We start from the raw sequence: 22,161 nt of genomic DNA, 5'->3' as shown, positions 1-22,161 counted from the left end.
CGAGTCAGAAACCGTATGGATAGGCGAAGGACATGCGAAAGGTCCGGCGTAGAGGGTAAGACCCCCGTAGCTGAAATCTGTACGGCTTGCTTGCTCATCTCCCAAGTAGCACGGGGCCCGAGAAATCCCGTGTGAATCTGGCGGGACCACCCGCTAAGCCTAAATATTCCCTGGTGACCGATAGCGGATAGTACCGTGAGGGAATGGTGAAAAGTACCGCGGGAGCGGAGTGAAATAGTACCTGAAACCGTGTGCCTACAAGCCGTGGGAGCGTCGTTGTATGTGCTTGCACATGCAGTCGTGACTGCGTGCCTTTTGAAGAATGAGCCTGCGAGTTAGCGGTGTGTAGCGAGGTTAACCCGTGTGGGGAAGCCGTAGCGAAAGCGAGTCCGAATAGGGCGATTGAGTTGCACGCTCTAGACCCGAAGCGGAGTGATCTAGCCATGGGCAGGTTGAAGCGGAGGTAAGACTTCGTGGAGGACCGAACCCACCAGGGTTGAAAACCTGGGGGATGACCTGTGGTTAGGGGTGAAAGGCCAATCAAACTCCGTGATAGCTGGTTCTCCCCGAAATGCATTTAGGTGCAGCGTCGTGTGTTTCTTGCCGGAGGTAGAGCACTGGATAGGCGATGGGCCCTACCGGGTTACTGACCTTAGCCAAACTCCGAATGCCGGTAAGTGAGAGCACGGCAGTGAGACTGTGGGGGATAAGCTCCATGGTCGAGAGGGAAACAGCCCAGAGCATCGACTAAGGCCCCTAAGCGTACGCTAAGTGGGAAAGGATGTGGAGTCGCAGAGACAACCAGGAGGTTGGCTTAGAAGCAGCCACCCTTGAAAGAGTGCGTAATAGCTCACTGGTCAAGTGATTCCGCGCCGACAATGTAGCGGGGCTCAAGCGTACCGCCGAAGTCGTGTCATTGCAGCAATACTCCCAACGGAGGCTGTGATGGGTAGGGGAGCGTCGTGTGCCGGGTGAAGCAGCAGCGGAAGCTAGTTGTGGACGGTTCACGAGTGAGAATGCAGGCATGAGTAGCGATACACACGTGAGAAACGTGTGCGCCGATTGACTAAGGGTTCCTGGGTCAAGCTGATCTGCCCAGGGTAAGTCGGGACCTAAGGCGAGGCCGACAGGCGTAGTCGATGGACAACCGGTTGATATTCCGGTACCCGCTTTGAAACGCCCAATATCGAATCAGGCGATGCTAAGTCCGTGAAGCCGTTCCGGACCCTTCGGGGAAAGGAAAGTGGTGGAGCCGACGAACCAGACTTGTAGTAGGTAAGCGATGGGGTGACGCAGGAAGGTAGTCCAGCCCGGGCGGTGGTAGTCCCGGGGTAAGGGTGTAGGCCGAGGGGTAGGCAAATCCGTCCCTCATTAAGGCTGAGACCTGATGCCGAGCCGATTGTGGTGAAGTGGATGATCCTATGCTGTCGAGAAAAGCCTCTAGCGAGTTTCATGGCGGCCCGTACCCTAAACCGACTCAGGTGGTCAGGTAGAGAATACCGAGGCGTTCGGGTGAACTATGGTTAAGGAACTCGGCAAAATGCCCCCGTAACTTCGGGAGAAGGGGGGCCATTCCTGGTGATCGGACTTGCTCCGTGAGCTGGGGGTGGCCGCAGAGACCAGCGAGAAGCGACTGTTTACTAAAAACACAGGTCCGTGCGAAGCCGTAAGGCGATGTATACGGACTGACGCCTGCCCGGTGCTGGAACGTTAAGGGGACCGGTTAGTGACCTTTCGGGGTTGCGAAGCTGAGAACTTAAGCGCCAGTAAACGGCGGTGGTAACTATAACCATCCTAAGGTAGCGAAATTCCTTGTCGGGTAAGTTCCGACCTGCACGAATGGCGTAACGACTTCTCGACTGTCTCAACCATAGGCCCGGTGAAATTGCACTACGAGTAAAGATGCTCGTTTCGCGCAGCAGGACGGAAAGACCCCGGGACCTTTACTACAGTTTGATATTGGTGTTCGGTTCGGCTTGTGTAGGATAGGTGGGAGACTTTGAAGCAGCCACGCCAGTGGTTGTGGAGTCGCCGTTGAAATACCACTCTGGTCGTGCTGGATGTCTAACCTCGGTCCGTGATCCGGATCAGGGACAGTGTCTGATGGGTAGTTTAACTGGGGCGGTTGCCTCCCAAAGGGTAACGGAGGCGCCCAAAGGTTCCCTCAGCCTGGTTGGCAATCAGGTGTTGAGTGTAAGTGCACAAGGGAGCTTGACTGTGAGACCGACGGGTCGAGCAGGGACGAAAGTCGGGACTAGTGATCCGGCGGTGGCTTGTGGAAGCGCCGTCGCTCAACGGATAAAAGGTACCCCGGGGATAACAGGCTGATCTTCCCCAAGAGTCCATATCGACGGGATGGTTTGGCACCTCGATGTCGGCTCGTCGCATCCTGGGGCTGGAGTCGGTCCCAAGGGTTGGGCTGTTCGCCCATTAAAGCGGTACGCGAGCTGGGTTTAGAACGTCGTGAGACAGTTCGGTCCCTATCCGCTGTGCGCGTAGGAATATTGAGAAGGGCTGTCCCTAGTACGAGAGGACCGGGACGGACGAACCTCTGGTGTGCCAGTTGTCCTGCCAAGGGCACGGCTGGTTGGCTACGTTCGGGAGGGATAACCGCTGAAAGCATCTAAGCGGGAAGCCTGCTTCAAGATGAGTATTCCCACCTCCTTGAGAGGGTAAGGCTCCCAGTAGACGACTGGGTTGATAGGCCAGATGTGGAAGCCCGGTAACGGGTGAAGCTGACTGGTACTAATAGGCCGAGGGCTTGTCCTCAGTTGCTCGCGTCCACTGTGTTAGTTCTGAAGCAACGAACAGTTGCTGGTTTCTAGAGCTAGAACATAACTACAAAGTGTGCTTGTTCGCTCGAAACCGATAGGGTTTCGGTGGTCATAGCGTTAGGGAAACGCCCGGTTACATTCCGAACCCGGAAGCTAAGCCTTTCAGCGCCGATGGTACTGCAGGGGGGACCCTGTGGGAGAGTAGGACGCCGCCGAACAATCTTTCAAAGGACCCTTGGTCCAGCGTTCAACGCTGGACCAAGGGTCCTTTTTTGTTTTTCACCTCTTTACGCCGAAGCGCGGCCATGGGTTGGTTGCGCGAGAATGACTAGCGGTACCCCGAAGACAGGAGTCACACCCATGTCCAACTCTCCCGACGATCGTCCGGAGCGCGAGCCTCGGCGCAACGACGGCGGTGACAGGGGCGGCTACCGCGGGGGCCGTGACGACCGTGGTGGCGACCGTCCGCCGTTCCGTCGTGACGACCGTGGCGCCAGTGGCCGGCCGTCCAGCGGTGGTGGCGGTTTCCGTCGCGATGACCGTGGTGGCCGTCCCTCTGGTGGTGGCGGCGGTTTCCGTCGTGACGACCGTGGTGGCGACCGTCCGTCGTACCCGCGCCGTGACGACGACCGTGGTGGCCGTCCTTCCGGTGGTGGCGGTGGTTTCCGTCGTGACGACCGTGGCGGCGACCGTCCCAGCTTCCCGCGTCGTGACGACCGTGGTGGCGACCGTCCGTCGTACCCCCGTCGTGACGACGACCGTGGTGGCCGTCCTTCCGGTGGTGGTGGCGGTTTCCGTCGTGACGACCGTGGCGGCGACCGTCCGTCGTACCCGCGCCGTGACGACGACCGTGGTGGCCGTCCCTCGTACCCCCGTCGCGACGACGACCGCGGTGGCTTCCGCGGCGGCCGTGACGACCGGGGTGGCGACCGTCCCTCCTACCCGCGTCGCGAGGACGACCGCGGTGGGTACCGCGGTGGCGACCGCCCGTCCTACCCCCGTCGTGACGACGACCGTGGTGGCCGTCCCTCTGGTGGTGGCGGCGGTTTCCGTCGTGACGACCGTGGCGGCGACCGTCCGTCGTACCCCCGTCGCGACGACGACCGTGGTGGCCGTCCCTCTGCTGGTGGTGGCGGTTTCCGTCGTGACGACCGTGGCGGCGACCGTCCGTCGTACCCGCGCCGTGACGACGACCGTGGTGGCCGTCCCTCGTACCCCCGTCGCGACGACGACCGCGGTGGCTTCCGCGGCGGCCGTGACGACCGGGGTGGCGACCGTCCCTCCTACCCGCGTCGCGAGGACGACCGCGGTGGGTACCGCGGTGGCGACCGCCCGTCCTACCCCCGTCGTGACGACGACCGTGGTGGCCGTCCTTCCGGTGGTGGCGGCGGTTTCCGTCGTGACGACCGTGGCGGCGACCGTCCGTCGTACCCCCGTCGCGATGACGACCGTGGTGGCCGTCCCTCGTACCCGCGTCGCGAGGACGACCGTGGTGGGTACCGCGGTGGCGACCGCCCGTCCTACCCGCGCCGTGACGACGACCGTGGTGGCCGTCCCTCTGGTGGTGGCGGCGGTTTCCGTCGTGACGACCGCGGTGGCGACCGTCCGTCCTACCCCCGCCGTGACGACGACCGCGGTGGGTACCGTGGTGGCCGTGACGACCGTGGCGGCGACCGCCCCTCCTACCCGCGCCGTGACGACCGCGGTGGCGACCGTGGCGGGTACCGCGGTGGCCGTGACGATCGCGGTGGTGACCGTGGTGGCTACCGTGGTCGCGATGACCGTGGCGGCGACCGCGAATACCGCTCCGACCGCGACCCGGTCAAGCGGCTTCCGATCGACGAGGACGTCACCGGCCTCGAGATCGACGCCGATGTGCGCCAGGAGCTGCTGAGCCTGCCCAAGGGCCTGGCCGAGGAGGTCTCCAAGAACCTCGTCATGGTCGCCCGGCTGATCGACGACGAGCCCGAGCAGGCGTACGCGTACTCGCGCATCGCCCTGCGACTGGCCTCCCGCGTCGCCGCCGTCCGCGAGGCCGCCGGCTTCGCCGCGTACGCCACGCAGAAGTACAGCGAGGCCCTCGCCGAGTTCCGCGCCGCCAAGCGCATGACCGGCTCGGTCGAGCTGTGGCCCGTCATGGCCGACTGCGAGCGCGGCCTCGGTCGTCCCGAGCGGGCACTGGCCATGGCCGGCGAGCCCGAGGTGCAGAAGCTCGACAAGGCCGGCCAGGTCGAGATGCGTCTGGTCGCGGCCGGTGCCCGGCGGGACCAGGGGCAGATCGAAGCGGCCATCGTGACCCTGCAGAGCCCGGAGCTGGCCTCCAACGCGGTCCAGCCCTGGACGGCGCGGCTGCGGTACGCCTACGCCGACGCCCTGCTGGCGGCCGGTCGTGAGGACGAGGCGCGCGAGTGGTTCGCCAAGACCCTCGAAGCGGACAAGGACGGGGCCACCGACGCCTCCGACCGCCTCGCCGAGCTCGACGGTGTCGAGTTCGTCGACGCGTCCGTCGACCTGTCCGACCTCTCCGAGGAGGAGGACGACGACGAGGACGACGACGAGGACGCGGCGGAGATCGAGGCGGCCGAGCGCGCCTCCGACGTCGCCGAGTACTACGACGAGGACGACGAGGAGTACGAGCCGCTGGAGCAGTCCGACGCCGACTCCGACGCCGAGGGCGACAAGGCCTGAGGCACGGTGACATGAAGAAGGGCGGTACCCCGGCCGGGGTACCGCCCTTCTTCATGTCCGGAAGCGGTCAGCCCAGGCCGCGCAGGACCAGGCCGGTGGCCGGCTTCGGTCCGAAGGAGGTGGACTTGCGGGGCATGGTGACCCCTTGGCGGGCCAGGTTCCGTACGACCTCCTCGCGTACGGGATGCATCAGGACCGCCGTGCCGCCGTGCCGTTCGGCCATGGCGACGGTGGACTCGGCGTCGTGGATGTACGTGATCTCGTCCGGGGCGTCCGGGACGTGCCACAGGGCGTCCAGCAGGGTCGCGTGCAGGACGGTGGCATCCAGTCGGCGCCAGGCCTCGGGGCGGTCGTGGCGGACCGTGCGGTCGAGGAGGGCCGGATCCGGGTCGGTGACGAGGTGGAAGGCGCCGTCACCGGCGAGGACGAAGGCGTTGCCGCGTTCCGCGGCGTCCGCGAGGGCGTCCAGGGCCAGCGGGAGCGGTCCGTCGACCGAGTGCACGCGGAAGTGGCCGTCGAGGGCGGCCAGTGCGTCCGCGACCGGGAGGCGGCGCAGCATCCGGTGGATGGCGCGGACCTGGAGCGGGTAGCGGGCGGTGTCGACGAGGAGGACCAGGCCGAAGTCCCAGGGTGTGGGGGAGCCGTGTTCCTCCTGGAGACGCAGGTACGTCGCCCAGCGGTGGTGGCCGTCGGCGATGAGCGCCTGGCGGTGGCTGAAATCCACCGTGACGGCGGCGATTTCAGCCGGATCCGTGACGGCCCACAGGCGGTGCCGGAAGCCGTCCTCGGTGGTGGTCGAAAGGAGGGGGGCGAGCTGGACGGTCCGTTCGACGACCCTGGCCGCGCCCGCGTCGGGGTCGTCGCCCCGGTAGGTGAGGAGGAGCGGTTCGAGGTTGGCGGAGGTGGCCCGCATCAGGCCGGCCCGGTCGGTGACCACGTCCGGCATGACGTCCTCGTGGGGCAGGACGATGCCCTCCTCGGCGGTGGACAGGGCGAGTGCGCCGATGATGCCGCGCTGGAGGAGGCCGAGCCGGCGCTGTTCGTACACGTAGAGCGCGGGTTGGGGATCGGCGCTGAGGACGCCCTTGGCGAGCCATTCGTGCAGGGTGCGCGCGGCCTGCTCGTTGCGCGCGACCGGGGTGTCCGCCTGCGGCAGGATCAGGCGGACGATGTTGTGCGGGTCGGCGGACTCGAGATGGTCGACCCCGTCGGGGCGCACGACCACGTCGTACGGCGGCGAGGTGACGGCGGCGAGGCTGCCGACACGCTCGGGGACGTAGCGCAGGCCATGGAACGGGGTCAGGCGCAGCCCTTGTCCCGCGGTGCCAGAAGTGGTCATTGGTGCATCGTAAGACGCGTCTCGCCATACGGGATGATCGGGGGAGTACAGAATTCGGACAAGATCGATCTCATGAGGAGCGGACAGGATGACCCGGCAGAGCAGGACCAGTCCCGCGGCGAGTGAGCAGAGTCTGCACCAGGCGTACGACACCGCCCTGTTGGATCTGGACGGGGTGGTGTACGCGGGTGGCCGGGCCATCGGGTACGCCGTGGAGTCCCTGGCCGCGGCGCGGGTCGGCGGGATGCACCTGGCGTACGTCACGAACAACGCGCTGCGCACGCCGGACGCGGTCGCGGAGCACCTCGGTGAGCTGGGCATCCCGACCGAGGCGGCCGAGGTGATCACCTCGGCGCAGGCGGTGGCCCGGCTGATCGCGGAGCAGGTGGAGCCGGGGTCGAAGGTGCTGGTGATCGGCGGGGACGGGCTGCGGGTCGCGCTGCGCGAGCGGGGTCTGGTGCCGGTGGAGTCGGCCGAGGAGGAGGGACTCGCGGCGGTCGTCCAGGGGTACGGGGGTCCCGACCTGCCGTGGGGGCGGTTCGCGGAGGCCGCGTACGCGGTCAACCGCGGGGTGCCGTGGTTCGCGTCGAACACGGACCTGACGATTCCGGGGGCGCGGGGGATCGCGCCGGGCAACGGGGCCGCGGTGGAGGTCGTACGGATCGCCACGGGCGCGGAGCCGCAGGTGGCGGGCAAGCCACTGCCCCCGATGCACCGGGAGACGGTGCTGCGTACCGGGGCGGAGCGGCCGCTGGTGGTGGGGGACCGGCTGGACACCGACATCGAGGGTGCCTTCAACGGGGAGGTGGACTCGCTGCTGGTGCTGACCGGGGTCACGGACGCGGAGCAGCTGCTGAGGGCCGAGCCCCGGCATCGGCCGACGTATGTGGACCGGGATCTGCGGGGACTGCTGACCGGGCAGCCGGAGGTGGAGCCGTGCTCGGAGGGTTTCCGCTGCGGAGGCTGGACGGCGGTCGCGACGAACGGCGGCGTGCTGGAGCTGCGGGAGGCCGGAGAGGGCGGGCAGGGCGGGCAGGGCGGGCAGGGCGGGCAGGGTGGCGAAGCGGGGGATCCGCTCGACGGGCTGCGGGCGCTGTGCGCGGCGGCCTGGACGGCGGCCGGGGACGGGGTCTGCACGCTCGATGCGGCGAAGGCGCTGGCCAGGCTGGGTCTTTAGGGCCGTCCCGGGGGACCCGTCCGTTCGGAGGGTAGGTTAGCCTAACCTGCGTGTTGGTCGAGAGTCCCCCTGAACCCGAACGGAGCGCGGCGCCCGAGAAGGGCGCCGACGCCGCCGTAGCCCGCCCGCGTCATGCCGCGCGCGCCGCCGGTCTGCTCGCCGCTCTCGCGGTGCTGGCGCTGATCGCCGTCGTGAGCATCGCCGTGGGCGCGAAGCAGATGTCCCTGGACGAGGTCTGGCACGGCCTGTTCGCCTACGCGGGAACGCCGAACGACGTGGTGGTGCGGGATCTGCGGATCCCGCGCACCCTGCTCGGGCTGATGGTCGGGCTCGGACTCGGCCTGTCCGGTGCCGTCATGCAGGCGCTGACCCGCAACCCGCTGGCCGAGCCCGGCATCCTCGGCGTCAACGCGGGTGCCGCGGCGGCCGTGGTCTCCGCGATCAGCTTCTTCGGTGCGAGCTCGCTGAGCGAGTTCGTGTGGTGGGCCTTCCTCGGCGCGGCCTTCGTCTCGGTCCTCGTGTACGTGCTCGGCGGCAGCCGCAGTGCGACCCCGGTGCGGCTCGCGCTCGCGGGTACGGCGGCCAGTGCGGCGCTCGTCGGCTACATCAACGCCGTGCAGCTGATGGACAGCAAGGCGCTGGACAAGCTGCGCTTCTGGACGGTGGGTTCGCTGGCCTCGGCCAACATGGACACCGTCCGGCACGTGGCCCCCTTCCTGCTCGTCGGCGCGGTGCTCGCGCTGGTGCTGGGCCGGCCGCTCAACGCGATGGCGATGGGCGACGACACGGCACGGGCGCTCGGCGCCCACCTGACGCGGACCCGGATCGGCGCCATGGTCGCCATCACCCTGCTGTGCGGTGCGGCGACCGCCGCGTGCGGGCCCATCGTGTTCATCGGGCTGATGGTCCCGCACCTCGTGCGGGCCTTCACCGGTCCCGACATGCGCTGGGTGCTCGCGTACTCGGCCGTCCTGTCACCGGCCCTGCTGCTCGGCTCCGACATCGTCGGCCGGGTCGTCACGCGGCCCGCCGAACTGCAGGTCGGCGTCGTGACCGCGCTCATCGGCGGCCCGGTCTTCATCTACCTGGTTCGGCGCAAGAGGATGGCCCAGCTGTGACCGCGACCTCGACCTCGACCGACACACCGACCGGGACGCCGACCGGGACGTCGACAGACGTGTCCTGCGAAGGCCGCCGGTCCGGACCCCGTCCGCTGCGCCTGCCCGGCGGGGTCTCGCTGCGCGTCGAGCGGCGGGCCCTGGCCGTCGGGGTCCTGCTGACCGTTGCGGCGCTCGCGATGTCCGTCGTGCTCATCGGCACCGGCGACTTCGAGATCGCGCCGTGGGACGTCGTACAGACCCTGCTCGGCAACGGCACCCCGGCCACCGACTTCATCGTCAACGACCTGCGGCTGCCGAGGGCCCTGGTCGCGCTGCTCGTCGGCGCGGCGCTCGGGATCTCCGGAGCCGTCTTCCAGTCCGTGTCCCGCAACCCGCTGGGCTCCCCGGACCTGCTCGGCTTCGGCTACGGCTCGGCGGTCGGCGCGCTCGTCGTCATCATCCTGTTCAAGGGCGGCGCCACCGAGGTGGCCGTCGGCGCGCTGGTCGGTGGTCTGCTGGCCGGAGCCGTCGTCTACCTGCTCGCCTACAAGCAGGGCATCCAGGGCTACCGGCTGGTGCTGGTCGGCATCGGCGCCTCCGCGGTGCTCGTCGCCGTGATCCAGTACCTGATCACCAAGGCCCAGATGTACGAGGCCACCCGGGCCATGGTCTGGCTGACGGGCTCGCTGGCCGGCCGGGACTGGGCTCAGGTGTGGCCGCTGCTCGCGGTGTGCGCGGTGCTGTTCCCGCTGATCCTCGGTCAGGGCCGGGCGCTTCGGATGATGGAGATGGGCGACGACGCCGCGTACGCGCTCGGGGTGCGGGTGGAGCGGACGAGGCTGCTGCTGATGCTCGCGGCGGTCCTGCTCACCACCGCGGCGAGTGCCGCGGCCGGGCCCGTCAGCTTCGTCGCGCTGGCCGCGCCGCAGCTGGCCCGGCGGCTGACCCGCTCGCCCGGCGGCAACCTGGTGAACGCCGCCCTGATGGGGTCGGTGCTGCTGATGGTGTCCGACTGGGCCTCGCAGCGGGCCTTCGGCGCCGACCAGCTGCCGGTGGGTGTGGTGACCGGCCTCGTCGGCGGTGTCTACCTGCTCTGGCTGCTCGTCACCGAGCGCAAGGCGGGACGTATATGAACCTGATGAGGAGTACCCAAGTGCAGCGGCTGACCGCGGAGAACGTGACCCTCGGCTACGACCAGCGGGTCATCGCCGAGAACCTGTCGGTGGAGATCCCCGACAACTCCTTCACGGTGATCGTGGGCCCCAACGCCTGTGGCAAGTCCACGCTGCTGCGGGCCCTGTCGCGGATGCTGAAGCCGTCGACGGGGCGCGTGCTGCTGGACGGTCAGGCGATCGGGTCGATGCCCGCGAAGAAGGTCGCCAAGACCCTGGGTCTGCTCCCGCAGTCCTCGATCGCGCCCGACGGCATCACGGTGGCCGACCTGGTATCGCGCGGCCGGTACCCGCACCAGGGGCTGCTGCGGCAGTGGTCGGCCGAGGACGAGCGGATCGTGAACGAGTCGATGGCCTCGACCGGGGTCGCCGAGCTCGCCGACCGGGCGGTGGACGAGCTGTCGGGCGGGCAGCGGCAGCGCGTGTGGATCGCGATGGCGCTGGCCCAGCAGACGCCGCTGCTGCTGCTCGACGAGCCGACGACGTACCTGGACATCCAGCACCAGATCGACGTGCTGGACCTGTGCGCGGAGCTGCACGAGACGCAGGGACGGACGCTGGTGGCGGTGCTGCACGACCTGAACCACGCGGCCCGGTACGCGACGCACCTGATCGCGATGCGGGGCGGGAAGGTCGTCGCGGAGGGGCCGCCGGCGGAGGTGGTCACGGCGGAGCTCGTGGAGAAGGTGTTCGGGCTGCGCTGCCAGGTGATCCCGGATCCGGAGACGGGGACGCCGCTGGTGGTTCCGGCGGCGCGCAAGGCCCGTGTCGTGGCCCGGGCCGAGTAGCCCTCCGGGCCGGGCAGCGGTTTGCGGGTGCGGGCCGGTTGCCGGGGGCGCTGCCCCCGGACCCCCGCGCCTCAAACGCCGGCGGGGCTGGAAGAGCGCCTCAAACGCCGGCGGGGCTGAGGAGAGCGCCTCAAACGCCGGCGGGGCTGGGAAGAGCGTCGGCGGGGGATGGAAGAGGTGCCTGTGGGGCTGGGAGCGGCGGCGGCCGGGGCTAGAGCATGCTCTTCAGGCGGAGCAGGTCTCGGAAGCCGGCTTCCAGTTTGACGCGGCCCGAGGCCCAGGCCTTCGCGAACTTCAGGTCGCCCGCGACCAGCGCCACGAGGTCGTCGCCCGTCATCGCGAGCCGGATCTCGGCCTTCGCCGCGGGCGGGCCCGGGGCGACCGCGTCCACCCGGATCCGGCCCGTGTCGAGGCGGCCCGTGAACGTCTGGTCCAGGTCGGTGATGTGGCAGCTCAGGGAGCGGTCGAACGCGGCCGCGCCGCGTACGCCGGCGTCGGCCCGCGCGAGATTGCCGGAGAGGTTGTCGAGTGCTTCGCGGCACTCCTGGATCGTAGCCATCGTGATCACGACCGTACCGCAGAGCCATGCGTGGTCGCGGGGCGCTTCGAGGTAGCGTCGGGGCATGACCGACGAAGCCGCCGCCCCCGGGGCCGAAGCCCCCGCCGAGCCCGCCGGGCCCGTGGCCCTGGGCGTCGTACGCACGCCCACCGGCCACGCCGGCGTGGACGCGTACCTGGCGCGGCTGGCGGACGCGGACCACCTCGCGGCGGACGGACACGTCGAGGTGTACGAGGATGTCCACCGGGGGCTGCGCGAGGCGCTGACCGCGCTGGACGCACCGCCCGTCCCCGGACCGTACGAAAACAGGAGCTGAACCGAACGTGGCAGGAGTGGCACGCCGCCGCCTGGACGCCGAACTGGTGCGCCGCAGCATGGCCCGCTCGCGCGAGCACGCCGCACAGCTGATCGCCGCGGGCCGGGTGACCGTGGGCGGCACCACCGCGACCAAGCCGGCCACCCAGGTCGAGACCAGCGCGGCGCTGGTGGTCCGCAAGGACGACAGCGACCCCGACTACGTCTCCCGGGGCGGCCACAAGCTGGCCGGTGCGCTGGCGGCCTTCCGGCCGCAGGGGCTGGCCGTCGAGGGCCGCCGTGCGCTGGACGCCGGCGCCTCCACCGGCGGGTTCACCGACGTGCTGCTGCGCTCGGGCGTGGCCCACGTGATGGCCGTGGACGTCGGCTACGGGCAGCTGGCCTGGTCGCTGCAGAGCGACGACCGGGTCACCGTCAAGGACCGTACGAACGTGCGCGAGCTGACGGTGGAGCAGCTGGACGGTGTTCCGGTGGACCTGGTCGTGGGCGACCTGTCGTTCATCTCCATCGGTCTGGTGCTGCCGGCGCTGGTGCGCTGCTGCGCGCCGGACGCGGACCTGGTGCTGATGGTCAAGCCGCAGTTCGAGGTCGGCAAGGACCGGCTGGGCAGCGGCGGCGTGGTGCGCAGCCCGGAGCTGCGGGCCGAGGCCGTGCGCGAGGTCGCGGCGCAGGCGGCGAAGCTGGGGCTGGGTGTTCTCGGGGTGACGGCGAGTCCGCTTCCGGGGCCGTCGGGGAACGTCGAGTACTTTCTGTGGCTTCGGGCGGGGGCACCGGCACTCGACCCGGCGGATGTTGACCGTGCAGTGGCGGAGGGGCCGCAGTGACAGATTCAGCGGGTTCGGCAGGTTCATCGGGTTCACGTGTTTCGGGGGAGGGGCGGACGGTCTTCCTGCTCGCGCACACCGGGCGGCCCGCGGCCATCCGCAGCGCCGAGCTGGTCGTGCAGGGCCTGCTGAGATGCGGGCTGGGCGTACGCGTCATGGAGCACGAGGCGGTGGACCTGCCGCTGCCCGCCGAGGTGGAGCTGGTCACCGAGTCCACCCCGGGGGCCCTGGACGGGTGCGAGCTGCTCATCGTCCTCGGCGGTGACGGGACCCTGCTGCGGGGCGCGGAGTTCGCGCGGGCCTCGGGGGTGCCGATGCTGGGCGTCAACCTGGGCCGGGTCGGGTTCCTCGCCGAGGCCGAGCGCGACGACCTGGACAAGGTCGTGGACCGGGTGGTGACGCGCTCGTACGAGGTCGAGGAGCGGATGACGCTCGACGTGATCGTGCGGACGAACGGCGATGTGGTCCACCGGGACTGGGCGCTGAACGAGGCCGCGGTCCAGAAGGTGTCCCCGGAGCGGATGCTGGAGGTGGTCCTGGAGATCGACGGGCGCCCGGTGACCGGGTTCGGCTGCGACGGGATCGTCTGCGCGACCCCGACGGGTTCCACGGCCTACGCCTTCTCCGCGGGCGGGCCGGTGGTCTGGCCCGAGGTGGAGGCGCTGCTGATGGTGCCGATCAGCGCGCACGCGCTGTTCGCGAAGCCGCTGGTGACCTCGCCGACCTCGGTGCTGGCGGTGGAGGTGCAGAGCGGCACGCCGCACGGCGTGCTGTGGTGCGACGGGCGGCGCACGCTGGAGCTGCCCGCCGGGGCCCGGGTCGAGGTGCGGCGTGGCGCGGTGCCGGTGCGGCTCGCCCGGCTGCACCACGCGTCGTTCACGGACCGGCTCGTCGCCAAGTTCGCGCTCCCGGTGTCGGGTTGGCGTGGCGCGCCGCACTGAGACGCAGCTCACACGACTCCAATAGCACATTCGTTCGAACAACTTGGGGCGGGTGACGTCACATGGCACCCGTGAAACCTCGGTATCGTCGTCCCGTGCTTGAGGAGATGCGGATACGGTCGCTCGGGGTCATCGACGACGCGGTGGTCGAGCTGTCGCCCGGTTTCACCGCGGTGACCGGCGAGACCGGCGCGGGCAAGACGATGGTCGTCACCAGCCTCGGGCTGCTGCTCGGCGGTCGCGCCGACCCGGCCCTGGTGCGGATCGGGGCCAAGGCCGCGGTGGTCGAGGGCCGCATCGTCATGCGCCCGGACGCCCCCGCCGCCGTACGCGCCGAGGAGGCCGGGGCCGAGTTCGACGACGGCGCCCTGCTGATCAGCCGGACCGTGTCCGCCGAGGGACGCTCGCGCGCCCACGTCGGCGGCCGCTCCGTGCCCGTCGGCCTGCTCGGCGAACTCGCCGACGACCTGGTCGCCGTACACGGACAGACCGACCAGCAGGGGCTGCTGCGCCCCGCCCGGCAGCGGCAGGCGCTCGACCGGTACGCCGGAGACGCCGTCGCCGTCCCGCTGGAGAAGTACGGCTCGGCCTACCGCAGGTTCCGTGCCGTCGCCGTCGAGCTGGAGGAGATCACCACCCGGGCCCGGGAACGGGCCCAGGAGGCGGACCTGCTGCGCTTCGGGCTCGACGAGATCGCGGCCGTGGAACCGGTGGCCGGCGAGGACACCGAGCTCGCGGCCGAGGCGGAGCGGCTCGGGCACGCCGAGTCGCTGGCCTCGGCGGCGCAGCTGGCGCACGCCGCGCTCGCGGGCAACCCCGAGGACCCGGAGGCCATCGACGCGAACATGCTCGTCGCGGGCGCCCACCGGGCGCTGGAATCCGTACGGTCCCACGACCCGGCCCTCGGCTCGCTCGCCGAGCGGATCGGGGAACTGGGCATCCTGCTGTCCGACGTCGCCGGGGAACTGGCGGGCTACGCCGACGACCTGGACGCCGATCCGCTACGGCTGGCCGCCGTGGAGGAGCGGCGGGCCGCCCTGACCCAGCTCACCCGCAAGTACGGCTCCGAGGGCACCGTGGACGCCGTGCTGGAGTGGGCGGAACAGGGCGCGGCCCGGCTGCTGGAACTGGACGGCGACGACGAGCGGATCACCGAGCTGACCGCCGAGCGCGACGGACTGCGCGGTGAACTGTCCCAGCTGGCGCAGGCGCTGACGGACGCCCGGGTGGAGGCCGCGACACGCTTCGCCTCCGCGGTGACGCAGGAACTGGCCTCGCTCGCGATGCCGCACGCCCGCGTGACCATCGACGTCCGGCAGACCGACGACCCCGACGGAGTCGACGTGGACGGCCGCCCGGTCGCCTACGGCCCGTCGGGCGCGGACGAGGTCGAGCTGCTGCTCGCCCCGCACCCCGGCGCCCAGCCGCGGCCGATCGCCAAGGGCGCCTCGGGCGGTGAGCTCTCCCGCGTGATGCTGGCCGTCGAGGTCGTCTTCGCGGGCTCCGACCCGGTGCCCACCTACCTCTTCGACGAGGTCGACGCGGGCGTCGGCGGCAAGGCGGCGGTCGAGGTCGGCCGACGGCTGGCCAAGCTGGCCAAGTCGGCGCAGGTCGTGGTGGTCACGCACCTGCCGCAGGTGGCCGCCTTCGCGGACCGGCAGCTGCTCGTCGAGAAGACCAACGACGGATCGGTCACCCGCAGCGGGGTCACCGTCCTGGAGGGCGAGGACCGGATCCGCGAGCTGTCGCGCATGCTGGCCGGCCACGAGGACTCGGTCTCGGCGCGGGCGCACGCCGAGGAACTCCTGGCGGCGGCGCGCGCGGACGCGTGAGACGGCACACGGTGCGCGGGGCCCGGAACGCGCGGCGTTCCGGGCCCCGCGCCGTCCGCTCGTAGCCCTTGTGGGTGAGGCTGAGAGGTGTCCTGCGGCATCTCGTACGGGATACGCACCCGTATGGTCCCGGAACGCGCGTGCGGACTGGCATCCTTGGCGACGTCTCTGCATCCCTCACCCTGGAGCTTCGGCCCGTGAGCAGCTCCCCGGTTTCGACCTCCCCGCCGGCCCAGCCCTACGGCCGGCCGCCGCTGCGCACCGTGCAAGTACTCGGCACGGGTGCGGGCGCGGGCAGCAGCGCGCACGTACGGTCGCTCGCGACCGGCCTCGCCGCGCGCGGGGTACGGGTCACGGTGTGCGCGCCCGTCCAGGCGGAGGGGGAATACGACTTCACCGGCGCGGGGGCGCAGTTCGCGCCCGACGCGGTCAGCGCGCTGCGGGCCGCCTGCGCCGCGGCGGACGTCGTGCACGCGCACGGCGTGCGCGCCGGGATGCGCGCCGCGCTGGCCATACGGGGGCGCCGGGTGCCGCTGGTGGTGAGCTGGCACGGCGAGGGCCCCACGGCGGCCGGTGCGCTCGGGCGGCTGGCACGGATGCTGGAACGGCACGTCGCGCGGGCCGCGGCGGTGGTGCTCGGGGCCTCCTCGGACCAGGTGGACGCCGCGCGGTCGCGGGGTGCCAGGGACGCGCGGCTGGCACCGGTGGCCGTACCGGCGGGCCCGGCGGGTCCGGACGCGGCGGCCGACCCCGGCAAGGTGCGGGCGGAACTCGGCGCGGTGGAACGGCCGCTGCTGATCGCGGTCGGCAGCCTGGTGCCGCACCGCGGGTACTCCGTCCTGCTCGACGCGGCCCGGGAGTGGCGCGGCCTGGACCCCGCGCCGCTGCTCGTGATCGCGGGAGAAGGGCCGCTGCGGGCCGAGCTCTCCCGGCGGATCGAGGCGGAGGGCCTCCCGGTACGGCTGCTGGGGCGCCGCCGGGACGCGGCGCAGCTCCTGGCGGCGGCGGACCTGGCGGTGCTGCCGAGCCGGTGGGAAGCGCGGGCGCTGCTGGCGCAGGAGGCGCTGCGGGTGGGCGTGCCACTGGTGGCCACGGCCGTGGGCGGGGTCCCGGAGCTGGTGGGGGAGGGCGCGGTACTGGTCCCGCCGGGGAAGGCGGGTCCGCTCGCCTCGGCCGTGACCGGGCTGCTGGCCGACCCGGACCGCCGGGCCGCACTGGTGGCTGCGGGGCGCGTCCAGGCCGCGACGTGGCCGTCGGAGGACGACACGGTGGCGCAGGTCCTGTCGGTCTACGACGAACTGATGGAACGCCGCCGGTAGCCTCCCGGCCGGGGAGCGGTGGTCCGGGCGACGCGCCGTTTCGGGGGCTCCGCCCCCGCACCCCCGCACCCCCGCACCCCCGCGCCTCAATCGCCGGCGGGGCTCGAATCGAGCCCCGCAGGGCACGCATCCCCCGCCCAGGCGTCGACGGACGGAGTCCGGCGCAGCGGCGCGAAGCCGGGGAGGCCCGCCAGGGCCGAGGCGTGCGAGCGGCGCGTCAAGAAGGAGTGTGGCGGCGGGCGCGGAGGGCCAGGCTCAGGGAGAGGACCGTTTCGGGGTCGTCCAGGTCCGTGCCCAGGAGTTCCGAGATGCGGGCCAGGCGGTTGTACAGCGTCTGCCGGTTCAGATGGAGTTCACGCGCCGTCTCCGCCTTGCGGCCCGCATGGGCCAGGTACGTCTCCAGCGTCGGGAGGAGCGGCGGCCGCGACGTCGTGTCGTGCGTGCGCAGCGGCCCGATCGCGCGGTCCACGAAGGCGGCCAGGTCGGGGTGTTCGCGCAGCCGCCACAGCAGCAGGTCGATGTCCAGGCGCCGCGCGTCGTACCAGGGCCGGGCCGGCAGGCCGTGGGCCGCCGTGGCGGTCTCCGCGGCGTGCCGCAGGCCCGCCGAGGCCGCCGCCCAGCCGCCCGCCACGCCGACGACCACGGCCGGCGGGGCGTCGGCCCGGTCCAGGCCGGCGCGTTCGACACCTGCCCGCAGCGCGGCCGAGACCCGGTCCGCCACCGCCGTACGTTCCGACTCCGCGCGCAGGGAGACCAGCAGCGGGACACGGCCCTCGACCGGGCGGACGCCGAGCAGGACCGGAACCCCGACGGACGACAGCTCCTCCAGTACCGCGCGGGCCAGGACGGCCCAGTTCCCGGCCGGGCCCAGGTCCGACGCCAGCCGCATCACCACCGGCAGCAGCGGACCGCCGCCCGGCTTGAAGCCCAGGACACGGGCCTGTGCCGGCGCGTCCTCCGCCGAGATGCGGCCCTCCGCGAGATCCGTCAGGAAGTCGCCGCGGCCGCGGGCGGCCAGCTCCTCCTCCTGCCGGGCCTGCATCAGGACCACGGCCAGGACCCCCGCCGTGCGTTCGGCCGCCATCCGGTGCACGGGCAGCAGCGGGGCCGAGACCCCGACCAGGACGACCCGGGCCCGGACCGAGCCGGTGCCGTGGCCCCCGCCCGGGACGTCGATCAGCACCGTGTTCGTGGCGGGTTCGGCCTCGCGCTGGCCCCGTAGGCCCTCCCACACCTGGAGCGGGTCCGCGCCCGCGTCGCCGGCCGTGCTGCCGGCCGCGTACAGGAGCTGCCCGTCGGGGGTCTCCAGGAAGACCGGGTTCCCCGTGAAGTCGGCCAGGATCCGCAGGACCTGTGGGACGCCCCCGCCGCCCAGCAGGGCCTCCGTGCAGCGGCGGTGGACCTCCTCGGCCCGCTGGAGCAGGGCGTAGTGGTGGTTGACGATCTCGGTGTGGACCTCCTCCGTGACCGCCACGAACGGGACTTCCCGGTGCAGCTGGACCAGGGGCAGCCCCGCCGAGCGCGCGGTCTCCACGAGGGTCGCCGGCAGCCGGGTGAAGCGCGGGCCGAGCTCGACCACCAGCGCGGCGATCCCGCGGTCCGCGAGACGGCGTACGAAGGCACGCTGCTCGGCCGGCCGGGTGCCGAGCCCGAGGCCGGTGGTCAGCAGCAGCTCACCGCCCTTGAGCAGGGAGGCGATGTTCGGCACCTCGCCCGCGTGCACCCAGCGGACGGTCCGGCCCAGGCGGTCGGCGCACGCCACCACTTCCGGCAGTCCGCCGCGCAGCCCCGGCAGTTCCAGCGCCCGCTGAACCGTGATCCCGCCCTGGTTTTCCATATCGCGGGACGCTACCGGCAGACCTGTGCCCATCGTCAGGCGGGCTGGATGTTGTGGTTGAAGCGGAAGATGTTGTCCGGGTCGTACTGCCGCTTCAACGCGCCCAGCCGCTGCATGTTCTCGCTGCCGAGGCCGGACACCACCCGCTCCACGCCCTCGTCCCCGGTGAAGTTGAGGTAGACCGCGCCCGTGCTCCACGGCCGGGCGTCGGCGCGGACGTCCTTGACCCACTGCCGGCAGCGCTCGTCGTCGGCCGGGTCCTCCCAGATCCCGAACGGGTGCACCGCCCACGGCGCGTCGCGGTACGGAATCGGGTAGTCGGCCGGGCCGGAGGCCACCGCGCCGCCCTGCGGGAAGACCAGGTGCTGGGTGCCGGTCGGTACCGGCATGGCCTCGGCGCGGGAGCAGAAGACGTCGACGAACGCGTCGGGGCAGCCGGTGAGGTACTCGGCCGACCAGTAGTTCCGCATGCCCGGCGGGTCGTCGATCATGCACTGGAGGTCGGCGTACGGGATGGCCGTGACGATCTCCGACTCGTGCGGGATCGCCAGCAGCGGCCCGGCCAGCTCGCGCATCTCGTCCTCGGGGCCCGCGTAGGTCAGCAGCGCCGCGGCCACCAGCCGGCCGACCAGGTGCTGCGGCACGAACTCCTCGGGCGGGCCGGTGATGTACAGGGCGGCGCCCGAGGCCTCGGGCGGTGCCGCCTCGATGACGTCCCGGTACGTACGGACCACCTCGGGTCCGCGTTCCGGCAGGTACAGCAGCATCGCGATCGACATGGCGGGCAGTTCGTACAGCCGCAGGGTCAGCGAGGTGGCGATGCCGAAGTTCCCGCCGCCGCCGTGCAGCCCCCAGAACAGCTCCGGGTGCTCCTCCGTGGTCGCGTGCACCAGCTCGCCCTCGGCGGTGACCAGGTCCACGCCCAGCAGGTTGTCCACGGCCAGGCCGAACTTGCGGTCCAGCCAGCCGCTGCCGCCGCCCAGGACGTAGCCGCCGACGCCGGTGGTGGAGGCCCGGCCGCCGGTGGTCGCCAGCCCGTACGGTGCGCAGGCCCGGTCCAGGTGGCTCATGGTGGCCCCGCCCCCGATGTGCGCGGCCGAAGCCGCCGGATGGACCGTCACCTCGTGCATCCGCCGCAGGTCGACGACGAGGCCGCCGTCGTTGAGGGACATCCCGGCCACGCTGTGGCCGCCGCCGCGCACGGCGACGTTCAGGTCCAGGTCCCGCGCGAACCGCACGGCTGTCACCACGTCCGCCGTGCTCTCGCACTGGGCGATGACGGCGGGTCTGCGGTCGATCATCGCGTTGAAGACGGTCCGGGCCTCGTCGTACCCCGGATCCTCCGGGGTGAAGACCTCGCCGGACAGATCCTCGCGGAGCGCGGTCAGGGCCGCGCCCGCCTTCGACAGGGGAGCCATGGCTGCCCCCTTCCACCGGAGGGAGGGCATGGGCCGTGAACCGTTCGGATCGAGCCGGGCCCGCGGCGTGGTCCGAAAGACACGGCCTGGGACCCTTCCAGCGTAGGCGCGGACGATCACCGGGGCGCGGCGGGGAAGTCCGCGGCCCCGGCGGGTCGTCCGTCTCAGCCCCCGTACGCCCCGCTGGCCGTCAGCCGCAGGGCCGTGTCGATCAGCGGAACATGGCTGAAGGCCTGCGGGAAGTTGCCGACCTGCCGCTGGAGCCGCGGGTCCCACTCCTCCGCGAGGAGACCCAGGTCGTTGCGGAGCGACAGCAGCCGCTCGAACAGCCTCCGCGCCTCGTCCACCCGGCCGATCATCGCCAGGTCGTCGGCCATCCAGAACGAGCAGGCCAGGAAGGCCCCCTCGTCGCCCTCCAGGCCGTCCACACCGGCCTCCTCGCCCGCCGTCGGGTAGCGCAGGATGAACCCGTCGGGGGTGGACAGCTCGCGCTGGATCGCCTCGATGGTGCCGATGACCCGCTTGTCGTCCGGCGGCAGGAAGCCCATCTGCGGGATCAGCAGCAGGGAGGCGTCCAGCTCCTTCGACCCGTACGACTGGGTGAAGGTGTTGCGTTCCTTGTCGTAGCCCTTCTCGCACACGTCCTGGTGGATCTCGTCGCGCAGCTCGCGCCACCGCTCCAGCGGGCCGTCCGCGTCCCCGCTCTCGATCAGCTTGATCGTGCGGTCCACGGCCACCCAGGCCATCACCTTCGAGTGCACGAAGTGGCGGCGCGGGCCGCGCACCTCCCAGATGCCCTCGTCCGGCTGGTCCCAGTGGGTCTCCAGGTAGCGGATCAGCTTGAGCTGGAGCAGCGAGGCGTAGTCGCTGCGGGCGAGCCCGGTCATGTGGCCCAGGTGCAGGGCCTCGGTGACCTCGCCGTACACGTCGAGCTGCAGCTGGCCCGCGGCGCCGTTCCCGACGCGGACCGGGCGGGAGTTCTCGTAGCCCGGCAGCCAGTCCAGCTCGGTCTCGCCGAGCTCCCGCTCGCCCGCGATCCCGTACATGATCTGCAGGTTCTCCGGGTCGCCGGCCACCGCGCGCAGCAGCCACTCGCGCCAGGCGCGGGCTTCCTCGCGGTAGCCGGTGCGCAGCAGCGAGGAGAGGGTGATGGCCGCGTCCCGCAGCCAGGTGTAGCGGTAGTCCCAGTTCCGGACCCCGCCGATCTCCTCGGGGAGGGAGGTGGTGGGCGCGGCGACGATCCCGCCCGTGGGGCCGTACGTGAGGGCCTTGAGGGTGATCAGCGAGCGGATCACGGCCTCCCGGTAGGGCCCGTGGTACGTGCACTGCTCGACCCACTCGCGCCAGAAGTCGGTGGTCGACTCCAGGGCCGCCTCGGCGTCGGGGGTCTCGGGCGCGTCGCGGTGCGAGGCCTGCCAGCTGATGCTGAAGGCCTTCCGGTCGCCGGGGCCGACGGTGAAGTCGGAGTACGTCGTCAGGTCCTTGCCGTAGGTCTGCGCGTCGGAGTCCAGCCAGACCGAGTCGGGGCCGGCCACGGCCACGGTCCGCCCGTCGACCCTGTGCACCCACGGCACGACCCGCCCGTAGCTGAAACGCATCCGCAGGGCGGAGCGCATCGGCACCCGCCCGCTGATGCCCTCCACGATGCGGATCAGCTGCGGCGCGTGATCCTCGCGGGGAGGCATGAAGTCGATCACGCGGACCCTGCCGCGCGGGGTGTCCCACTCGGACTCCAGCACCAGCGAGTCACCGCGGTAGCGGCGGCGGGTCGCACGCGGGGCCTCGGTGCCCGCCGGGAACGACGGGCCGATCCGCCAGAACCCGTGATCCTCGGTGCCGAGAATGCTCGCGAACACGGCGTGCGAGTCGAAGCGTGGCAGGCACAGCCAGTCCACCGCTCCGTCCCGACAGACCAGTGCTGCGGTCTGCATGTCCCCGATCAGTGCGTAATCCTCGATGCGCCCGGACACGTGCATCTCCAGTCGAACGGCCACGTCCGCCCCCGCGGGGGCGCTTGCATTGCGCTGTTGAGCGGTCTCCTGTGTGCAGAGAGTGCCGCGTGAGCCCCATGATTCCGC

The 22,161-nt window shown here is 71.1% G+C and carries 15 protein-coding genes, 2 rRNA genes and 1 pseudogene (1 of these 18 only partly in view); 13 read left to right on the top strand and 5 right to left on the bottom strand.

All coding sequences use genetic code 11. From position 1 onward, the window contains the following. The 4 genes and pseudogenes from DEJ51_RS07120 to DEJ51_RS07105 form a co-directional block, all read left to right on the top strand. Positions 1-2,769, top strand: a 23S ribosomal RNA gene (locus DEJ51_RS07120); it begins 354 nt to the left of the window's first position. Positions 2,770-2,875: 106 nt separating this feature from the next. Further along, positions 2,876-2,992: ribosomal RNA gene (rrf, locus tag DEJ51_RS07115) — 5S ribosomal RNA — on the top strand. A gap of 310 nt (positions 2,993-3,302) precedes the next feature. Next, positions 3,303-4,217: pseudogene (locus tag DEJ51_RS35790) on the top strand (hypothetical protein); the annotation flags it as partial. A gap of 432 nt (positions 4,218-4,649) precedes the next feature. After that, a complete protein-coding gene (locus DEJ51_RS07105; protein WP_150256826.1) occupies positions 4,650-5,462 on the top strand; it encodes a tetratricopeptide repeat protein in 813 nt (270 codons plus the stop codon). Between the two features lie 67 nt (positions 5,463-5,529). Here the strand turns inward: DEJ51_RS07105 and DEJ51_RS07100 are convergent, their stop codons facing one another. Beyond that, positions 5,530-6,801: a DUF1015 family protein gene (locus tag DEJ51_RS07100; protein WP_150256825.1), complete on the bottom strand. Its 1,272-nt coding sequence runs from the start codon at positions 6,799-6,801 to the stop codon at positions 5,530-5,532. 88 nt (positions 6,802-6,889) lie between these two features. Here DEJ51_RS07100 and DEJ51_RS07095 point away from each other — a divergent pair, with 88 nt between their 5' ends. Genes DEJ51_RS07095 through DEJ51_RS07080 form a run of 4 tightly spaced genes read left to right on the top strand, consistent with a single transcriptional unit; the run spans position 6,890 to position 11,038 of the window. Beyond that, on the top strand, positions 6,890-7,978 hold the full coding sequence (locus DEJ51_RS07095) for an HAD hydrolase-like protein (RefSeq protein ID WP_150256824.1): 1,089 nt from the start codon (positions 6,890-6,892) through the stop codon (positions 7,976-7,978). Positions 7,979-8,028: 50 nt separating this feature from the next. Next, the gene (locus DEJ51_RS07090) at positions 8,029-9,096 is read left to right on the top strand and encodes a FecCD family ABC transporter permease (RefSeq protein WP_150256823.1); all 1,068 of its coding nucleotides are present in this window, start codon (positions 8,029-8,031) and stop codon (positions 9,094-9,096) included. Between the two features lie 59 nt (positions 9,097-9,155). Continuing rightward, positions 9,156-10,211, top strand: coding sequence for a FecCD family ABC transporter permease (locus DEJ51_RS07085; RefSeq protein ID WP_150261738.1), 1,056 nt, complete (start codon positions 9,156-9,158; stop codon positions 10,209-10,211). Positions 10,212-10,216: 5 nt separating this feature from the next. Then, complete coding sequence (locus tag DEJ51_RS07080; protein ID WP_223835695.1) at positions 10,217-11,038, top strand: ABC transporter ATP-binding protein; 822 nt, start codon at positions 10,217-10,219, stop codon at positions 11,036-11,038. Positions 11,039-11,249: 211 nt separating this feature from the next. Here the strand turns inward: DEJ51_RS07080 and DEJ51_RS07075 are convergent, their stop codons facing one another. Continuing rightward, positions 11,250-11,597: an SCP2 sterol-binding domain-containing protein gene (locus DEJ51_RS07075; RefSeq protein WP_150256821.1), complete on the bottom strand. Its 348-nt coding sequence runs from the start codon at positions 11,595-11,597 to the stop codon at positions 11,250-11,252. Positions 11,598-11,661: 64 nt separating this feature from the next. Between DEJ51_RS07075 and DEJ51_RS07070 the strand changes: the two genes are divergently transcribed. The 5 genes from DEJ51_RS07070 (at position 11,662) to DEJ51_RS07050 (ending at position 16,828) form a co-directional block, all read left to right on the top strand. After that, positions 11,662-11,913, top strand: coding sequence for a hypothetical protein (locus DEJ51_RS07070; protein WP_150256820.1), 252 nt, complete (start codon positions 11,662-11,664; stop codon positions 11,911-11,913). A 7-nt stretch (positions 11,914-11,920) separates the two neighbouring features. Then, a complete protein-coding gene (locus DEJ51_RS07065; protein WP_150256819.1) occupies positions 11,921-12,736 on the top strand; it encodes a TlyA family RNA methyltransferase in 816 nt (271 codons plus the stop codon). Beyond that, positions 12,733-13,677, top strand: a complete 945-nt coding sequence (locus tag DEJ51_RS07060) for an NAD kinase (protein WP_150256818.1) — start codon at positions 12,733-12,735, stop codon at positions 13,675-13,677. The genes DEJ51_RS07065 and DEJ51_RS07060 overlap by 4 nt, the downstream gene beginning before the upstream one ends. A 107-nt stretch (positions 13,678-13,784) precedes the next feature. After that, a complete protein-coding gene (recN, locus tag DEJ51_RS07055; RefSeq protein WP_150261737.1) occupies positions 13,785-15,509 on the top strand; it encodes a DNA repair protein RecN in 1,725 nt (574 codons plus the stop codon). Positions 15,510-15,706: 197 nt separating this feature from the next. Then, positions 15,707-16,828 (top strand): glycosyltransferase family 4 protein, encoded by a 1,122-nt coding sequence (locus DEJ51_RS07050; RefSeq protein WP_150256817.1) that lies wholly within the window; start codon positions 15,707-15,709, stop codon positions 16,826-16,828. A gap of 217 nt (positions 16,829-17,045) precedes the next feature. On the opposite strand, the gene DEJ51_RS07045 is transcribed toward DEJ51_RS07050, so the two are convergent. The 3 genes from DEJ51_RS07045 to DEJ51_RS07035 all read right to left on the bottom strand — a co-directional run bounded on the left by DEJ51_RS07045 (position 17,046) and on the right by DEJ51_RS07035 (position 22,077). Next, positions 17,046-18,665 carry a PucR family transcriptional regulator gene (locus DEJ51_RS07045; RefSeq protein WP_150256816.1) on the bottom strand — a complete coding sequence of 540 codons (1,620 nt, stop codon included), beginning with the start codon at positions 18,663-18,665 and terminating at the stop codon, positions 17,046-17,048. A gap of 35 nt (positions 18,666-18,700) precedes the next feature. Continuing rightward, the gene (locus DEJ51_RS07040; protein WP_150256815.1) at positions 18,701-20,083 is read right to left on the bottom strand and encodes an FAD-binding oxidoreductase; all 1,383 of its coding nucleotides are present in this window, start codon (positions 20,081-20,083) and stop codon (positions 18,701-18,703) included. A 164-nt stretch (positions 20,084-20,247) separates the two neighbouring features. Then, complete coding sequence (locus tag DEJ51_RS07035) at positions 20,248-22,077, bottom strand: glycoside hydrolase family 15 protein (protein ID WP_190620245.1); 1,830 nt, start codon at positions 22,075-22,077, stop codon at positions 20,248-20,250. Positions 22,078-22,161: the final 84 nt, after the last annotated feature.

The sequence above is a fragment of the Streptomyces venezuelae genome (assembly GCF_008642275.1).
Classification (GTDB): Bacteria; Actinomycetota; Actinomycetes; order Streptomycetales; family Streptomycetaceae; genus Streptomyces; species Streptomyces venezuelae_E.
Note: the sequence above shows the minus strand (reverse complement) of the source record. Positions and strands in the feature narration are given on the sequence as shown.

What these genes read in the sequence shown, in the direction of transcription:
- DEJ51_RS07100 (WP_150256825.1), bottom strand. Translation starts at nt 6,801, where the DNA reads ATGACCACTTCTGGCACCGCGGGACAAGGGCTGCGCCTGACCCCGTTC.
- DEJ51_RS07040 (WP_150256815.1), bottom strand. Translation starts at nt 20,083, where the DNA reads ATGGCTCCCCTGTCGAAGGCGGGCGCGGCCCTGACCGCGCTCCGCGAG.
- DEJ51_RS07095 (WP_150256824.1), top strand. Translation starts at nt 6,890, where the DNA reads ATGACCCGGCAGAGCAGGACCAGTCCCGCGGCGAGTGAGCAGAGTCTG.
- DEJ51_RS07070 (WP_150256820.1), top strand. Translation starts at nt 11,662, where the DNA reads ATGACCGACGAAGCCGCCGCCCCCGGGGCCGAAGCCCCCGCCGAGCCC.
- DEJ51_RS07045 (WP_150256816.1), bottom strand. Translation starts at nt 18,665, where the DNA reads ATGGAAAACCAGGGCGGGATCACGGTTCAGCGGGCGCTGGAACTGCCG.
- recN (WP_150261737.1), top strand. Translation starts at nt 13,785, where the DNA reads ATGCGGATACGGTCGCTCGGGGTCATCGACGACGCGGTGGTCGAGCTG.
- DEJ51_RS07080 (WP_223835695.1), top strand. Translation starts at nt 10,217, where the DNA reads ATGAGGAGTACCCAAGTGCAGCGGCTGACCGCGGAGAACGTGACCCTC.
- DEJ51_RS07075 (WP_150256821.1), bottom strand. Translation starts at nt 11,597, where the DNA reads ATGGCTACGATCCAGGAGTGCCGCGAAGCACTCGACAACCTCTCCGGC.